Source organism: Pseudomonas sp. HMSC066A08 (assembly GCF_001813025.1).
In the GTDB taxonomy this organism is placed as follows: domain Bacteria; phylum Pseudomonadota; class Gammaproteobacteria; order Pseudomonadales; family Pseudomonadaceae; genus Pseudomonas; species Pseudomonas aeruginosa.
Map to the genome: position 1 here is coordinate 11,329 of NZ_KV811378.1, position 15,262 is coordinate 26,590.

Genomic DNA, 15,262 nt, shown 5'->3' on the forward strand with positions numbered 1-15,262 from the left:
GAAGCCGACCGCATGCTCGACATGGGCTTCATCCCGCAGGTCCGGCAGATCATCCGGCAGACCCCGCACAAGGGCGAACGCCAGACCCTGCTGTTCTCGGCGACCTTCACCGACGACGTGATGAACCTCGCCAAGCAGTGGACCGTCGATCCGGCGATCGTCGAGATCGAGCCGGAGAACGTCGCCAGCGACACCGTCGAGCAGCATGTCTACGCCGTGGCCGGCAGCGACAAGTACAAGCTGCTGTACAACCTGGTGGCGCAGAACAACTGGGAACGGGTGATGGTCTTCGCCAACCGCAAGGACGAAGTCCGCCGCATCGAGGAACGCCTGACCAAGGACGGCATCAGCGCCGCCCAGATGTCCGGCGACGTGCCGCAGCACAAGCGCATCCGCACCCTGGAGGGCTTCCGCGAAGGCAAGATCCGCGTCCTGGTGGCAACCGACGTGGCCGGCCGCGGCATCCACATCGACGGCATCAGCCATGTGATCAACTTCACCCTGCCGGAAGACCCGGACGACTACGTGCACCGTATCGGTCGTACCGGCCGCGCCGGCGCCTCGGGCACCTCGATCAGCTTCGCCGGCGAGGACGATGCCTTCGCCCTGCCGCCGATCGAAGAACTGCTGGGCCGCAAGATCACCTGCGAGATGCCGCCGGCCGAACTGCTCAAGCCGGTACCGCGCAAGCACTGAACGCAGGCGTGGAGAAAAAAGGCGAAGCCATCCGGCTTCGCCTTTTTCGTTTCTGCGACACGCAGGTGCCGCCGTCGGTCATCGAGGCAGGTCGGCGCTTGCCCGGCAATACCTTAAAGTCCAGAATGGACAAATTGTTTACATCCATTCCGGAGATCGCATGAGCGCCGCCACTCCCCTGATCGTCCAGCAGGCCGAAGCCGAGCAACTGCTCGCCCGTATCGACGTCCTCCAGGCCATGCGCCAGCTGTTCCTCGACCTGGCCGCCGGCCAGGCGCTCCAGCCGGCCCAGCAACTGGTGGAGTTCCCCGCCGGTCGCGGCGACTTCATCAACTACCTCGGCGTGCTCGCCCAGGAACAGGTCTACGGGATCAAGACTTCGCCCTACATCGTCCGCGAACAGGGCCCGTTGGTCACCGCCTGGACCCTGCTGATGTCGATGCAGACCGGCCAGCCCTTGCTGCTCTGCGATGCCGCCCGGCTGACCACCGCGCGCACCGCCGCCACCACCGCCGTGGCGGTGGATGCCCTGGCTCCGGCCGAGGCCTGCCGCCTGGCGCTGATCGGCAGCGGACCGGTGGCCCATGCCCACCTGCAATACGTGAAGGGCCTGCGTGACTGGCAGGGCGTGCGAGTCCACTCGCGGTGCCTGGACGAGCGCCGCCTGCAAAGCCTGCGCGCCATCGACCCGCGCGCCGAAGCCGCCGGCAGTCTGGAGGAAGCGCTGGACGAAGCCGATGTGATCCTGCTCTGCACCTCCTCGGCCCGAGCAGTGATCGACCCGCGCCAACTCAAGCGCCCGGCGCTGGTCACCTCGATCAGCACCAACGCTCCCCGCGCCCACGAGGTGCCGGCGGAAAGCCTGGCGGCCATGGACGTCTATTGCGACTACCGGCACACCACCCCGGGTTCCGCCGGCGAGATGCTGATCGCCGCCGAACAGCATGGCTGGAGCCCCGAGGCGATCCGCGGCGACCTCGCCGAACTGCTCGGCGGCCAGGCGCCACGTCCGGAATACCGGCGCCCGGCGTTCTTCCGCTCGATCGGCCTGGGCCTGGAAGACGTAGCCCTGGCCAACGCCCTCTACCGCCTGCGCCAGGCAGGCTGATCCCGCGATGCAGGAGAGCAGCATGATCGAAGCGGATTACCTCGTCATCGGCGCCGGTATCGCCGGCGCATCCACCGGCTACTGGCTGTCGGCCCACGGCCGGGTCTTGGTGCTGGAACGCGAGGCGCAGCCCGGCTACCACTCCACCGGCCGCTCCGCCGCGCACTACACGGTGGCCTACGGCACGCCCCAGGTGCGCGCGCTCACCGCCGCCAGCCGGGCCTTCTTCGACAATCCGCCGGCCGGCTTCTGCGAGCATCCGCTGCTCAGCCCGCGTCCGGAAATGGTGGTCGACTTCAGCGGCGATCCGGAAGAACTCCGCCGCCAATACGAAAGCGGCAAGGCGCTGGTGCCGCAGATGCGCCTGCTGGACGCGGAACAGGCCTGCTCGATCGTACCGGTGCTGCGCCGCGACAAGGTCTTCGGTGCCACCTACGACCCCACCGGCGCCGACATCGATACCGACGCCCTGCACCAGGGCTACCTACGCGGCATCCGTCGCAACCAGGGGCAGGTCCTGTGCAACCACGAAGCGCTGGAGATCCGCCGGGTCGACGGCGCCTGGGAAGTCCACTGCGCCGCCGGCAGGTACCGCGCGGCGGTGCTGGTCAACGCCGCAGGCGCCTGGTGCGACGCCATCGCCGGGCTGGCCGGCGTCCGCCCGCTGGGCCTGCAACCCAAGCGCCGCTCGGCCTTCATCTTCGCCCCGCCGCCGGGCATCGACTGCCACGACTGGCCGATGCTGGTCAGCCTCGACGAATCCTTCTACCTGAAGCCGGACGCCGGCATGCTACTCGGCTCGCCGGCCAACGCCGATCCGGTCGAGGCCCACGACGTGCAGCCCGAGCAACTGGACATCGCCACCGGCATGTACCTGATCGAAGAAGCCACCACCCTCACCATTCGCCGCCCGGAACACACCTGGGCAGGGCTGCGCTCGTTCGTCGCCGACGGCGACCTGGTGGCCGGCTACGCCGCCGATGCGGAAGGCTTCTTCTGGGTCGCCGCCCAGGGCGGCTACGGTATCCAGACCTCGGCGGCGATGGGCGAGGCCAGCGCCGCGCTGATCCGCCACCAGCCGCTGCCGGCGCACCTGCGCGAGCACGGCCTGGACGAGGCGATGCTGTCGCCGCGCCGCCTGTCCCCCTGATGACCCGGCGGCGGGTTTGCGGCACACTCGCCTCGCCCGCCGTCCCACGAGAGTCCCTGCGCATGAGCCCGAGCCAAGACCCCAGCCTGGAGAACTACCGGGCGATCGCCGACGGCATCGCCACTCTGTTTTTCCCCCACGCCGAAGTGGTCCTGCACGACCTGCGCAGCCAGCGGGTCGACTACATCGCCAACAACCTGTCCAAGCGCGAGGTCGGCGACGATTCGGCGCTGGAAGACATGCTCGAAGGCGGCAGCGACGAGCGCAACATCGGTCCCTACGAGAAGCTCAACTGGGACGGACAGAAGATCCGCTCGGTCAGCACCGTGCTGCGCGACGCCGCCGGCCAGCCGCTGGCGGTGCTGTGCATCAACCTGAACATCAGTCTGTTCGAGAGCGCCAAGGCGGCGCTCGACCTGTTCCTCTCGCCGAGCAAGCTGATCCCGCAACCGGAGGCGCTGTTCCGCGACGACTGGCAGGAGCGCATCAACACCTTCCTGCACGGCTGGCTGCGGCAGCGCCAGCTCGGCTTGAACCTGCTGACCCGCGAGCACAAGCGCGAACTGGTCCTGGCCCTGCACGCCGAGGGTGCGTTCAAGGGCAAGAGCGCGGCCAACTATGTGGCCAACGTGCTGAACATGGGCCGGGCGACGGTGTACAAGCACCTCAAGGAGCTGAAGGAAGGCGGCGACTGACAGCAGCCGCCGCCGGCGAGCGGTCAGTCGCCGTAGATGTCGCTCTTGAAGTACTTGCCCTCGATGCGCTTGTAGGTCCCGTCGGCACGAATCGCGTCGATCGCCGCGTTGAGCTTGCCGACCAGCTCGGCGTCCCCCTTGCGCACCGCGATCCCGGCGCCCTCGCCGAAGTATTTCGGGTCCTTGAACTCCGGCCCGACGAAGGCGTAGCCCTTGCCGCGCGGGGTATCGAGGAAGCCGGTCTGCAGCGGGATGGAGTCGGCGAAGGTGGCGTCGAGGCGGCCGGCCACCAGGTCCAGGTAGATCTCGTCCTGGCTGGTGTAGCGCACCACTTCGGCACCGGCCTTGGCCAGCACCGCACTGGCGAAGCGGTCGGCGGTAGCGCCGCGCTGCACGCCGATGCGCTTGCCGGCCAACTGGCTGAAGCTGTCGTCGAGCTGGGCGCCTTCCTTCATCACCAGGCGGCCCGGCGTGAAGTAGTACTTGTGGGTGAAGTCCACCGAGCGCCGGCGCTCCTCGGTGATGGTGATGGAGGACAGCGCGGCGTCTATCTTGCGAACTTTCAGCGAGGGAATCAGGCCGTCGTACTCCTGCTCGATCCACTGGCACTTCACCTGCATCTGCGCGCACAGCGCGTTGCCGATGTCGTAGTCGAAGCCGGCCAGTTCGCCTTCGGCGGTCTTGAAGGAAAACGGCGGGTAGGCGGCCTCGATGCCGATCCGCAGGTTGCCATCGGCGGCGACGGCGGATCCGCTGGCGAGCACGCCGAGCAGCAGGCCTCCCAGCAGGTTCTTGGTGTTCAGCGACTTGATCATGGACGACTCCAGGGGTGACGAAGGTACGCCCGCGGCCCGGGCGGGAAACAGACGGTGATCCGCCTTTATACTTTTCGTCCAATCTGGACCAAAAAGTATACATCGTCAATCGCCGTCCCTCCTCCGCTACCCCTCCTTACCTCCTTCGAGGAATAGGCCCGCCGGCCCGCGGGACTTAGTCTTGAGCCATACACAGCCACCCCGCGAGGTGTTCCGCCACGCAGACATCACCCCCTTGCTCCATTTCAGCTATCACGGTTAAGGCTCTATTTACGCCTGGATCCCCGCGTCACGCTCATGCCGCGGGGATTTTTTCGTTTCGTCAACGCCCTTGAAAGGCTTCGCTACCCGTCGCAAGCCGCGCTACGCCAGCCAGGGCGCCCAGGTCGGCGCCGAGCGCGAGTACCGAAGGGCGCCTGAGCGACGTGCGGGACCAGGTCGGGCTGGACATGCCCGACCACCGGACGCGCGGCGCAGCTAAGTGATCGCACGCAGTTCCAGCGATGGTTATGCCGTGATGTTTTCCGCAGTCGAGCTGTACAGCAGCGAGACCCTGCTGGCCCACCGGAAGAGTGGCCTCGCCCTGGCCCCTGGCGAAGGCCCGCTGGGCGCCCCGAGTCGCCTCAGCCGCCGCTCATGTTCATGAAGCGCAGCACCTGCACCTCGCCGGCGGCGCTGAACTCATGGCGCGCCGGCTTGCGCTGGAGCGCCTGGCCGATCGCTTCCAGCAAGGGCCCGTCGTGCAGCGGGTGGCGGCGCAGCAGCGCGCGCAGGTCGAGCGAATGCTCGTGGCCGAGGCACAGCAGCAGGCGGCCCTCGACGGTCAGGCGCAGGCGGTTGCAGGTGGCGCAGAAGTTGTGCGAATGCGGCGAGATGAAGCCGATGCGTGTCTGCGGATGCTCGACCAGGCGCACGTAGCGCGCCGGCCCGCCGCTCTGCTCGGCGCTGTCGAGCAAGGCGTGGCGCTGGGCGATCAGCGCGCGTACTTCGTCGCTGGAGCAGAAGCTCTCGCCACGTTCGCGGCCGACCTGACCAAGCGGCATCTCCTCGATGAAGCTGATATCCAGGCCGCGGGCGATGGCGAAGTCCACCAGCGCCGGCACCTCATCGGCGTTGCGCCCCTTCATCACCACCGCGTTCAGCTTGATCCGGCGGAAACCGGCGGCCTGGGCGGCGTCGATGCCGGCCAGCACCTTGTCCAGCTCGCCGTTGCGGGTGATCGCCCGGAAGCGCAGCGGATCGAGGGTGTCGAGGCTGATGTTGAGACGCGCCAGGCCGGCGTCGTACAACGGCCGGGCGTAGCGCACCAGTTGCGAGCCGTTGCTGGTCATGCACAGTTCGCGCAACCCCGGCAGTGCCGCCAGGCGCTCGCACAGGCCGACGATGCCGGGCCGCACCAGCGGCTCGCCGCCGGTCAGGCGCAGCTTGCGCACACCGCCGGCGACGAACAGCCGGGCGACCCGCTCGATCTCCTCCAGGGTCAGCACCTGCTGGCGCGGCAGGAAGCGCATGTCCTCGGCCATGCAGTAGACACAGCGGAAGTCGCAACGGTCGGTGACCGACAGGCGCAGGTAGTCGATCTGTCGGCCTTGGCCATCGATCCAGTCGGTCATGTCCTGGGTACTCCGATTGATGTGCGGGAGGAAGAGGGAATCAACGGCGGCGAAACCTATTGCACCAGCGCCCCATCCGCACCCTCGAAGGCGAAGCCCTCGATGCAGGCGTCTCCCGCCAGCACGCCGATGTACTGGCCCACCGCTCGCTGCAACACCTGCGCCTGCAGGTGCGCGGCGATTTGCGCGCGGGCCGCGTCGAAGTCGAGCGGCTCGCCGCCTTCGCGCCCCAGCAGCTCCACCACATGCAGGCCATAGCGGCTTTCCAGCGGATGCTCGAGCAGCCCGGGTGCGCGGCGCAGCAGGCGCTTCTCGAATTCGGGGACGGTCTGCCCCGGCTCGATCCAGCCGAGATCGCCACCCTCCTCCTTCGACGGGCAGGCGGAAAAACGTCGGGCCAGGTCGACGAAGCGCTCGGGATGCCCGCGCAATTCGTCGAGCAGCTCCGCGGCCTGCTTGCGCGCCGTCTCACGGCCTTGCAGGTCGTCCGGCGCGCAGGCCAGCAGCACATGGCGCAATTGCAGGCGCCAGGGGCCGAGCAGGCGTCCCGGATTGGCCGCGTACCAGGTCCGGCAGGCCTCTTCGTCGGCTTCCGGGACCTGCACCTCTTCCTCCAGCAATTGGCGGATGCGCGCCTCCTCCGGCGTCTCGCCGTCTTCGCAACGGGCCTCGATGCCCAGCGCGTCGGCCCGTTGCAGGAGCAACTGGCGAACGATCAGCGCACGGCAGGCGGCCTCCAGCGCCAGCGGGTAGCTGTCCGCCGGGTGGTATTGCAGTTCGCGGGCCAGCAGGTCTTCGCCGATGGCCACGCCGTTGACCTTCAGTTGCGGCAGTTCGACCTTCTCGACGCGTTCTTCGTAGTGGGAGCAACTCATGATCGATCACCTCGGTTCGGCGGGCCGGCGCCGGATGCGCCAGCCGCCCAGGGTTCAGGCAGGACGTTTCTGGCGCACGATCTGGTAGCGCCGGCCCAGGTACCACACCGGCGCGCTGACGATGTGCACCAGGCGGGTGAAGGGGAACAGCACGAACAGGGTCAGGCCCAGGCCGACGTGCAGCTTGTAGACCAGGCCCACCGGCGCGATGGCCTCGGCCGCCGCCAGCGGACGCAGGGTGACGATGGCCTGGGCCCAGTCGGCGAGCATCACCATCACCGAGCCGTCCATGTGATGGGTCGAGGCGACGATGGTGGAGAGGCCGAGGATCAGCTGGGCGTAGAGCACCAGCAGGATCATCAGGTCGGAGGCGTTGCCGGTGGCGCGCACCCGTGCGTCGGTCAGGCGGCGCAGGATCAGTCCGCTCAGGCCGATGAAGCAGAGCACGCCGAAGAAGCCGCCGGAGACCATCGCCAGCAGTTGCTTGTTCTCGGTGCTGATCAGGTGGTGGTAGACCGAGGCCGGGGTCAGCAGGCCGACGAAGTGGCCGGCGAGGATGAACAGCACGCCGACGTGGAACAGGTTGCTGTATACCCGCATGCCCTTCTTGCTGAGCATCTGGCTGGAACCGGCCTTCCAGGTGTACTGCGAGAGGTCGAAGCGCGCCCAGCTGCCGACCAGGCAGATCAGCAGCGCGACATAGGGATAGATCCCGAAGAACAGAAGATTGGTCGACATGCTCAGACTCCTTCGCGGGCCGCGCGGTACTGCATCTGCGGTACCGGCTGGGCGACCCATTGCAATGGTTGTTCGGTGGACGCCGTCGGACGGCGGCCGATGCTCGACGGGCAACCGCCGGCAGGATCGGTGAAGCTCACCGGGGTTTCCTCCCAGGCCCGGTCGATCGCCTCCAGGCTGTCGTCGCGCTGTTCCTGGGCCTGGTCGCGACGCAACGCGCCGAGGTCCGGGCGCTCGCCGCCGAGTTCCAGCAACGCCTCGAAAATCGCCGCGTAGGCGCTGCCGCGTTCCTCCAGGCGCAGCGCCAGCAGGCCGAGGATGTGCGCCACTTCGGCGAGTCCTTCGCTGGCCGCCGCGAACGGCAGCAGCGACAGGTATTCGAGGTACAGCGGCAGGTAGTCCGGCAGTTCCGGTACGTCGATCTGCAGACCGGCCCCGGTATAGCGGTCGAGCAGGTCGACCATCGCCTGGCCACGGTCACGGCTCTCGCCGTGGACGTGCTCGAAGAGCAGCAGCGAGACCGAGCGGCCGCGCTCGAAGAGACCGTCGTAGCGCGCCTGGACGTCCAGCAGGTCGCCCTGGCAGAGCTCGTTGAGCAGCGCCGCGAGGCCGTCGCGCAGCGCTTCGGGCAGTTCGCAGGTGCGGATCAGCGCATGCAGGCCGAGACTCTCCTCGCGCAGCTCGGCGCGCGGATAGTCGAGCAGCAGGGCGAGCAGGCGGAACAGTTGGCTGTGATCGTTCATGGCGCTCACTCCTGGATCTGCACGACCTGGATCACGTCGCGGCGGTTGGTCGGCTTGCCGCCGAACAGGTTGACGGCGGAGTTGCTGCCGCCGGAACAGCCGTTGCCGAAGCTGAAGCCGCAGCCGGAACGCTCGGCGAAGGCATCGGAAAGCGCTTCCTCGCGGTGCGCGCTGGGGATCACGAAGCGATCCTCGTAGTTGGCGATGGCCAGGTAGCGGTACATCTGCTCCACCTGCTCCACGCTCAACCCGACCTTGGCCAGCACCTCCAGGTCCTGGCGGCCTTCGACGTGCTCGGCGCGCTTGTAGGCGCGCATCGCCAGCAGGCGCTTGAGCGCCAGCAGCACCGGCGCGGTGTCGCCGGCGGTGAGCAGGTTGGCCAGGTACTGCACGGGGATGCGCAGCGACTCGACGTCCGGGATCACCCCGTCGCTGCCGATGTGCCCCTCGGCGGCGGCGTTCTGGATCGGCGACAGCGGCGGCACGTACCAGACCATCGGCAGCGTGCGGTATTCCGGGTGCAGCGGCAGGGCCAGCTTCCAGTCCATCGCCAGCTTGTAGACCGGCGACTTCTGCGCCGCCTCGATGACGCTGTCGGCCACCCCGTCCTTGCGCGCCTGGGCGATCACCGCCGGGTCGAACGGATCGAGGAAGATCTCCAGTTGCTTCTCGTACAGCTCGCGCTCGTTCTCGCAACTGGCCACTTCGTGGATGCGGTCGGCGTCGTAGAGCAGCACGCCGAGGTAGCGGATGCGCCCGACGCAGGTCTCCGAGCAGACGGTGGGCTGGCCGGCCTCGATGCGCGGGTAGCAGAAGATGCACTTCTCGGACTTGCCGCTCTTCCAGTTGAAATAGATCTTCTTGTACGGGCAGCCGGAGATGCACATCCGCCAGCCGCGGCACTTGTCCTGGTCGATCAGGACGATGCCGTCTTCCTCGCGCTTGTAGATCGCCCCGCTCGGGCAGGACGCCACGCACGCCGGGTTCAGGCAGTGCTCGCAGAGGCGCGGCAGGTACATCATGAAGGTGTTCTCGTACTCACCGTAGATGTCCGCCTGGACCTGGTCGAAGTTCTTGTCCTTGCGCCGCTTGGCGAACTCGGTGCCGAGGATCTCCTCCCAGTTCGGGCCCCACTCGATCTTCTCCATGCGCTGCCCGGAGACCAGCGAGCGCGGGCGCGCCACCGGCTGGTGCTCGGCCTTGGGTGCGGTATGCAGGTGCTGGTAGTCGAAGTCGAACGGTTCGTAGTAGTCGTCGATCTCGGGCAGGTCCGGGTTGGCGAAGATGTTCGCCAGCACGCGGAACTTGCCGCCGATGCGCGGGCGGATCGAACCGTCCGCCGCGCGCACCCAGCCGCCCTTCCACTTCTCCTGGTTTTCCCATTCCTTCGGGTAGCCGATCCCGGGCTTGGTCTCGACGTTGTTGAACCAGGCGTACTCCATGCCTTCGCGGCTGGTCCAGACGTTCTTGCAGGTGATCGAGCAGGTGTGGCAACCGATGCATTTGTCGAGGTTCAGCACCATGCCGACTTGCGAACGAATTTTCATGGCGTCTCTCCTCAAATGTCCTGGGGCAGCGGTTGCGGCAGGGCGTCGCCGCCGAGTCCGCCGTGGCGGGGTTCGTCCAGCCAGTCAACCTTGCTCATCTTGCGCACCACGACGAACTCGTCGCGGTTGCAGCCGACCGTGCCGTAGTAGTTGAAGCCCCAGGCCTGCTGGGCGTAGCCGCCGATCATGTGGGTCGGCTTGAGCACCACGCGGGTCACCGAGTTGTGGTGGCCGCCACGGGTGCCGGTGGTCTCGCTGCCGGGTACGTTCACGATGCGTTCCTGGGCGTGGTACATCATCACCATGCCGTCCTTGACCCGCTGGCTGACCACCGCGCGGCAGGTCGCCGCGCCGTTGGCGTTGAACACCTCGACCCAGTCGTTATCGACGATCCCGGCCTTGGCCGCGTCATGCTCGCTGAGCCAGATGATCGGACCGCCACGCGACAGGGTGAGCATCAGCAGGTTGTCGCTGTAGGTGGAGTGGATGCCCCATTTCTGGTGCGGGGTGATCCAGTTCAGGGTGATCTCCGGGTTGCCGTTGGGCTTCCTGTTCAACAGCTTCTCGGTGGTCCGGGTGTTGACCGGCGGCCGGTAGCTGACGAAGCCTTCGCCGAACGCCTGCATCCACGGGTGGTCCTGGTAGAACTGCTGGCGCCCGGTGATGGTGCGCCACGGGATCAGCTCGTGGACGTTGGTGTAGCCGGCGTTGTAGCTGACGTGCTCGTCCTCGAGGCCGGACCAGGTCGGACTGGAGATGATCTTGCGCGGCTGCACCTGGATGTCGCGGAAGCGGATCTTCTCGTCTTCCTTGGGCAGCGCCAGGTGGGCGTGCTCGCGGCCGGTGATCTTCGACAGCGCTTCCCAGGCCTTGACCGCGACCTGGCCGTTGGTTTCCGGAGCCAGGGCGAGGACCACCTCGGCGGCGTCGATGGCGCTGTCGATGCGCGGGCGGCCCTGGCTGACGCCGCTCTCGACCACGCGATGGTTGAGGTCGCCGACCAGCTTCACTTCCTTCTCGGTGTTCCAGCCGATGCCCTTGCCGCCGTTGCCCAGCGTGTCCAGCAGCGGACCGAGCGAGGTGAACTTGCGATAGACGTTCGGGTAGTCGCGCTCGACCAGGTGCAGCGTCGGCAGGTTGCGTCCCGGAATCGGCTCGCACTCGCCCTTCTTCCAGTCATGGCCGTCGCCGCCGAACGGCTGCGCCAGCTCGGTGGGGGTGTCGTGCAGCAGCGGCAGCGTGACCAGGTCCTGCTCCACGCCGAGGTGGCCTTCGGCGACGGCGGAGAACTTCTTCGCGATGGCCTTGTAGATCTCCCAGTCGCTCCTGGCTTCCCAGGCCGGATCGGTGGCCGCCGACAGCGGATGGATGAAGGGGTGCATGTCGGAGGTATTGAGGTCGTCCTTCTCGTACCAGGTAGCGGTCGGCAGGACGATGTCCGAATACATGCAGGTGGAGGACATGCGGAAGTCCAGGGTGGTGACCAGGTCGAGCTTGCCCTCGGCACCGTCGTCGACCCAGTCGACCTCGGTGGGACGCGGACCGCCGGCCTTGCCGAGGTCATCGTTCATCACCCCGTTCTTCGCCCCGAGCAGGTACTTGAGCATGTACTCGTGGCCCTTGCCGGAGGAGCCCAGCAGGTTGGAGCGCCAGATGAACATGTTGCGCGGAAAGTTCTGCGGATCGTCCGGCGATTCGCTGGCGAAGCGCAGGCCGCCGCTCTTCAGTTCGCGCACCACATAGTCGGCGACCGGCAGGCCGGCGGCCTCGGCCTCGGCGGCGATGCGCAGCGGGTTGCGGTTCAGTTGCGGCGCCGACGGCAGCCAGCCGAGGCGTTCGGCCTGGATGTTGTAGTCCAGGGCGTGTTCGGCGAAGCGACTGGCGTCGGCCAGCGGCGACAGCACCTCGTGCATCGACAGCTTCTCGTGGCGCCATTGCGAGCTGTGCAGGTAGAAGAAGCTGGTGCCGTTCATCTGCCGCGGCGGCCGGCTCCAGTCCAGGCCGAAGGCCAGCGGCGCCCAGCCGGTCTGCGGGCGCAGCTTCTCCTGGCCGACATAGTGCGCCCAGCCGCCGCCGCTCTGGCCGATGCAGCCGCACATCATCAGCATGTTGATGACCGCGCGGTAGTTCATGTCCATGTGGTACCAGTGGTTCATCGCCGCGCCGATGATCACCATCGCCTTGCCGCGGGTCTTGTCGGCGCTGTCGGCGAACTCGCGGGCGACCTGCGTCGCGCGCGCCGCCGGGACGCCGGTGATGCGCTCCTGCCAGGCCGGGGTATAGGGCGTGTCGGCGTCCTCGTAGGAGGTCGCCACGTTGTCGCCGCCCAGGCCGCGGTCGATGCTGTAGTTGGCCATCTGCAGGTCATAGACGGTGGCCACCCGCAGGCGCTTGCCATCCGCCGCGACGATCTCGCGGAACGGCACCCGGCGCAGCAGTACCTCGTCGTTGGCGACGCCCTTGAAGTGCGGGTGCTCCTGCCCGGCGAAATACGGGAAGGCCACCTCGCAGGCATGTTCCGGGCCATCGAGCAGCGACAGTTGCAGGCGCGTCCGGTCGCCGCTCCTGCCGTCCAGTTCGGCGATGTTCTACTTGCCCGACTCGCCCCAGCGGTAGCCGATGGCGCCAGTGGGCGAGACCAGCCCGCCGCTGCGCTCGTCGTAGGCGATGGTCTTCCACTCGGGGTTGTTGTCCTGGCCGAGGTTGTCCGCCAGGTCGGCGGCGCGCAGGTAGCGGGTCGGCTTGAACGCGCCGCCGGCGTGTTCTTCCAGCAACACCAGCATCGGCATGTCGGTGTACTGGCGGCAGTAGTCGACGAAGTAGGCGCTCGGCCGGTCGAGGTGGAATTCCTTCAGGATCACGTGACCGAAGGCCATGCCCAGCGCGGCGTCGGTGCCCTGCTTGGGGTTGAGCCAGAGGTCGGTGAGCTTGGCCACCTCGGAATAGTCCGGGGTGATGGAGACGGTCTTGGTGCCCTTGTAGCGCACCTCGGTGAAGAAGTGCGCGTCCGGGGTCCGCGTCTGCGGCACGTTGGAGCCCCAGGCGATGATGTAGCTGGAGTTGTACCAGTCGGCCGACTCCGGCACGTCGGTCTGCTCGCCCCAGATCTGCGGGCTGGCCGGCGGCAGGTCGCAGTACCAGTCGTAGAAGCTCAGGCAGACCCCGCCGATCAGCGACAGGTAGCGGGCGCCGGCGGCGTAGCTGACCATCGACATGGCCGGGATCGGCGAGAAGCCGATCACCCGGTCCGGACCATAGGTCTTGGCGGTGTAGACGTTGGCCGCGGCGATGATCTCGGTGACCTCGTCCCAGCTGGAACGGACGAAGCCGCCCAGGCCGCGCTGGCTCTTGTAGCTCTTCGCCTTGGCGGCGTCCTCGACGATGCTGGCCCAGGCGTCCACCGGGTCGCCGTGCTGCGCCCGCGCCTCGCGCCAGAGCTTGAGCAACGGCTTGCGCACCTTCGGGTACTTCAGGCGGTTGGCGCTGTAGATGTACCAGGAGTAGCTGGCCCCGCGCGGGCAGCCGCGCGGCTCGTGGTTGGGCAGGTCCGGACGGGTGCGCGGGTAGTCGGTCTGCTGGGTTTCCCAGGTGATCAGGCCGTTCTTCACGTAGATCTTCCAGGAGCAGGAGCCGGTGCAGTTCACCCCGTGGGTGGAGCGCACGATCTTGTCGTGCTGCCAGCGCTGCCGGTAGGCGCCTTCCCAGGCGCGGCTCTCGTTGCTGGTCTCGCCGTGGCCATCGGCGAATTCGCCCTGCTTCTTCTTGAAGAACTGCAGGCGGTCGAGCAGGTGACTCATCTTGATCTCCTCACCCGGTCTGTGCCGGGCGTTACAACGCTAATCAGGGGTTGCCGCGGGCTGCTGCCGACGGGCTCAACAGGGACTCTCCGCACCCTTGCGCGCGTACCACCACCAGGTGGCGACGATGCAGCTCAGGTAGTAGGCGATGAACACGTAGAGGGCGCCCTCGGCGCTGCCGGTCATGTGCAGCGAGGTGCCGAACGCCTTCGGGATGAAGAACCCGCCGAAGGCGCCGATGGCGGCGGAGAAGCCGATCACCGCGGCCGACTCCATGCTCGCGTTGCGCGCCGCGCCGGCTTCGTCGGCCTGGCCGTCGCGCACCCGCCGGGCCCACTCGTTGCGGAAGATCACCGGGATCATGCGGAAGGTGGAGCCGTTGCCGATGCCGGCGAAGAAGAACAGCAGGATGAAGGCGCCAAGGAAGCCGAAGAAGTTGCCCTGGCCGCCGTCGCCCGGCAGGAAGGCGATCACCGCGAACACCCCGCCGATCATCAGCGCGTAGTTCCACAGGGTGATCCGCGCGCCGCCGAACTTGTCCGCCAGCCAGCCGCCCAGGGGCCGGCTGAGGGCGCCCACCAGCGGACCGAGGAAGGCGTATTGCAGCGGGTTGACGTCGGGGAACTGGGTCTTGCTGAGCATCGCGAAGCCGGCCGAGAAGCCGATGAACGAGCCGAAGGTGGCCACGTACAGCCAGCACATCAGCCAGTTGTGCTTGCGCTTGAAGATCACCGCCTGGTCGCGGAACGAGGCCTTGGCGTCGGCGATGTCGTTCATCCCGAACCAGGCCGCGACCGATACCACGGCGATGAACGGCACCCAGATCCAGCCGGCGTTCTGCAGCCACAGGCGAGCGCCATCGCCGAGCTGCTGCGGCTCGCCGCCGAAGGCGCCGAACAGGCCGCCGGCCACCGCCAGCGGCACGGCGAACTGCATCACCGAGACGCCGAGGTTGCCGAGCCCGGCATTCAGGCCGAGGGCGGTGCCCTGCTGGCTCTTCGGATAGAAGAAGCTGATGTTGGACATGCTCGAGGCGAAGTTGCCGCCGCCGAAGCCGCAGAGCAGCGCGATCAGGGCGAACACCCAGTACGGGGTGCTCGGGTCCTGCACGGCGAAGCCCAGCCAGATGCACGGGATCAGCATCGAGGCGGTGCTCAGGGCGGTCCAGCGACGGCCGCCGAAGATCGGCACCATGAACGAATAGAACACCCGCAGGGTGGCGCCGGAGATCGACGGCAGCGCCGCGAGCAGGAACAGCTGGTCGTTGCTGAAGGCGAAGCCGGCGCTGTTCAGGCGCACGGTCACCGTGCTCCAGATCATCCACACGGCGAAGGCGAGCAGCAGCGCGGGGATCGAGATCCACAGGTTGCGGCTGGCGATGCGCTTGCCGTTGCGCGCCCAGAACTCGGGGTCCTCGGGGCGCCAGTCGAGCAGCAGCGGTCCCCGTGCGGCTTTCAGTTGGGTATTGGCGATCATGCCCATGAC

The 15,262-nt window shown here is 67.5% G+C and carries 11 protein-coding genes and 1 pseudogene; 4 read left to right on the plus strand and 8 right to left on the minus strand.

What is annotated here, in order from left to right; genetic code table 11:
* The 4 genes from HMPREF2886_RS31500 to dauR form a co-directional block, all read left to right on the plus strand.
* Positions 1 to 696: helicase-related protein (locus tag HMPREF2886_RS31500; RefSeq protein WP_049262490.1), on the plus strand; the 696-nt coding region annotated here is incomplete at its 5' end.
* Positions 697 to 856: 160 nt separating this feature from the next.
* Positions 857 to 1,804: an NAD(P)H-dependent anabolic L-arginine dehydrogenase DauB gene (gene dauB / locus HMPREF2886_RS31505; RefSeq protein ID WP_042165404.1), complete on the plus strand. Its 948-nt coding sequence runs from the start codon at positions 857 to 859 to the stop codon at positions 1,802 to 1,804.
* A 22-nt stretch (positions 1,805 to 1,826) separates the two neighbouring features.
* Positions 1,827 to 2,954 (plus strand): FAD-dependent catabolic D-arginine dehydrogenase DauA, encoded by a 1,128-nt coding sequence (gene dauA / locus HMPREF2886_RS31510; RefSeq protein WP_070749103.1) that lies wholly within the window; start codon positions 1,827 to 1,829, stop codon positions 2,952 to 2,954.
* 62 nt (positions 2,955 to 3,016) lie between these two features.
* Entirely contained in the window at positions 3,017 to 3,649 is a 633-nt protein-coding gene (dauR, locus tag HMPREF2886_RS31515; RefSeq protein WP_039028152.1) for a transcriptional regulator DauR, read from the plus strand.
* Positions 3,650 to 3,672: 23 nt separating this feature from the next.
* On the opposite strand, the gene HMPREF2886_RS31520 is transcribed toward dauR, so the two are convergent.
* The 8 genes and pseudogenes from HMPREF2886_RS31520 to narK2 all read right to left on the minus strand — a co-directional run bounded on the left by HMPREF2886_RS31520 (position 3,673) and on the right by narK2 (position 15,259).
* Positions 3,673 to 4,464 (minus strand): ABC transporter substrate-binding protein, encoded by a 792-nt coding sequence (locus HMPREF2886_RS31520; protein ID WP_003118292.1) that lies wholly within the window; start codon positions 4,462 to 4,464, stop codon positions 3,673 to 3,675.
* Between the two features lie 623 nt (positions 4,465 to 5,087).
* The gene (moaA, locus tag HMPREF2886_RS31525; protein WP_039028153.1) at positions 5,088 to 6,077 is read right to left on the minus strand and encodes a GTP 3',8-cyclase MoaA; all 990 of its coding nucleotides are present in this window, start codon (positions 6,075 to 6,077) and stop codon (positions 5,088 to 5,090) included.
* A 56-nt stretch (positions 6,078 to 6,133) separates the two neighbouring features.
* Positions 6,134 to 6,952 (minus strand): peptidylprolyl isomerase, encoded by an 819-nt coding sequence (locus HMPREF2886_RS31530; protein WP_033972194.1) that lies wholly within the window; start codon positions 6,950 to 6,952, stop codon positions 6,134 to 6,136.
* A 54-nt stretch (positions 6,953 to 7,006) separates the two neighbouring features.
* Positions 7,007 to 7,690, minus strand: coding sequence for a respiratory nitrate reductase subunit gamma (gene narI, locus HMPREF2886_RS31535; RefSeq protein WP_003092953.1), 684 nt, complete (start codon positions 7,688 to 7,690; stop codon positions 7,007 to 7,009).
* A 2-nt stretch (positions 7,691 to 7,692) separates the two neighbouring features.
* A complete protein-coding gene (gene narJ, locus HMPREF2886_RS31540; RefSeq protein ID WP_039028155.1) occupies positions 7,693 to 8,433 on the minus strand; it encodes a nitrate reductase molybdenum cofactor assembly chaperone in 741 nt (246 codons plus the stop codon).
* A 5-nt stretch (positions 8,434 to 8,438) separates the two neighbouring features.
* On the minus strand, positions 8,439 to 9,980 hold the full coding sequence (gene narH / locus HMPREF2886_RS31545) for a nitrate reductase subunit beta (protein ID WP_033972196.1): 1,542 nt from the start codon (positions 9,978 to 9,980) through the stop codon (positions 8,439 to 8,441).
* Between the two features lie 11 nt (positions 9,981 to 9,991).
* Positions 9,992 to 13,777 (minus strand): annotated as a pseudogene (locus HMPREF2886_RS31550) (nitrate reductase subunit alpha).
* A gap of 75 nt (positions 13,778 to 13,852) precedes the next feature.
* Complete coding sequence (gene narK2 / locus HMPREF2886_RS31555) at positions 13,853 to 15,259, minus strand: nitrate/nitrite transporter NarK2 (protein WP_042165392.1); 1,407 nt, start codon at positions 15,257 to 15,259, stop codon at positions 13,853 to 13,855.
* Positions 15,260 to 15,262 lie beyond the last annotated feature (3 nt).

What these genes read in the sequence shown, in the direction of transcription:
- dauB (WP_042165404.1), top strand. Translation starts at nt 857, where the DNA reads ATGAGCGCCGCCACTCCCCTGATCGTCCAGCAGGCCGAAGCCGAGCAA.
- dauA (WP_070749103.1), top strand. Translation starts at nt 1,827, where the DNA reads ATGATCGAAGCGGATTACCTCGTCATCGGCGCCGGTATCGCCGGCGCA.
- dauR (WP_039028152.1), top strand. Translation starts at nt 3,017, where the DNA reads ATGAGCCCGAGCCAAGACCCCAGCCTGGAGAACTACCGGGCGATCGCC.
- HMPREF2886_RS31520 (WP_003118292.1), bottom strand. Translation starts at nt 4,464, where the DNA reads ATGATCAAGTCGCTGAACACCAAGAACCTGCTGGGAGGCCTGCTGCTC.
- moaA (WP_039028153.1), bottom strand. Translation starts at nt 6,077, where the DNA reads ATGACCGACTGGATCGATGGCCAAGGCCGACAGATCGACTACCTGCGC.
- HMPREF2886_RS31530 (WP_033972194.1), bottom strand. Translation starts at nt 6,952, where the DNA reads ATGAGTTGCTCCCACTACGAAGAACGCGTCGAGAAGGTCGAACTGCCG.
- narI (WP_003092953.1), bottom strand. Translation starts at nt 7,690, where the DNA reads ATGTCGACCAATCTTCTGTTCTTCGGGATCTATCCCTATGTCGCGCTG.
- narJ (WP_039028155.1), bottom strand. Translation starts at nt 8,433, where the DNA reads ATGAACGATCACAGCCAACTGTTCCGCCTGCTCGCCCTGCTGCTCGAC.
- narH (WP_033972196.1), bottom strand. Translation starts at nt 9,980, where the DNA reads ATGAAAATTCGTTCGCAAGTCGGCATGGTGCTGAACCTCGACAAATGC.
- narK2 (WP_042165392.1), bottom strand. Translation starts at nt 15,259, where the DNA reads ATGGGCATGATCGCCAATACCCAACTGAAAGCCGCACGGGGACCGCTG.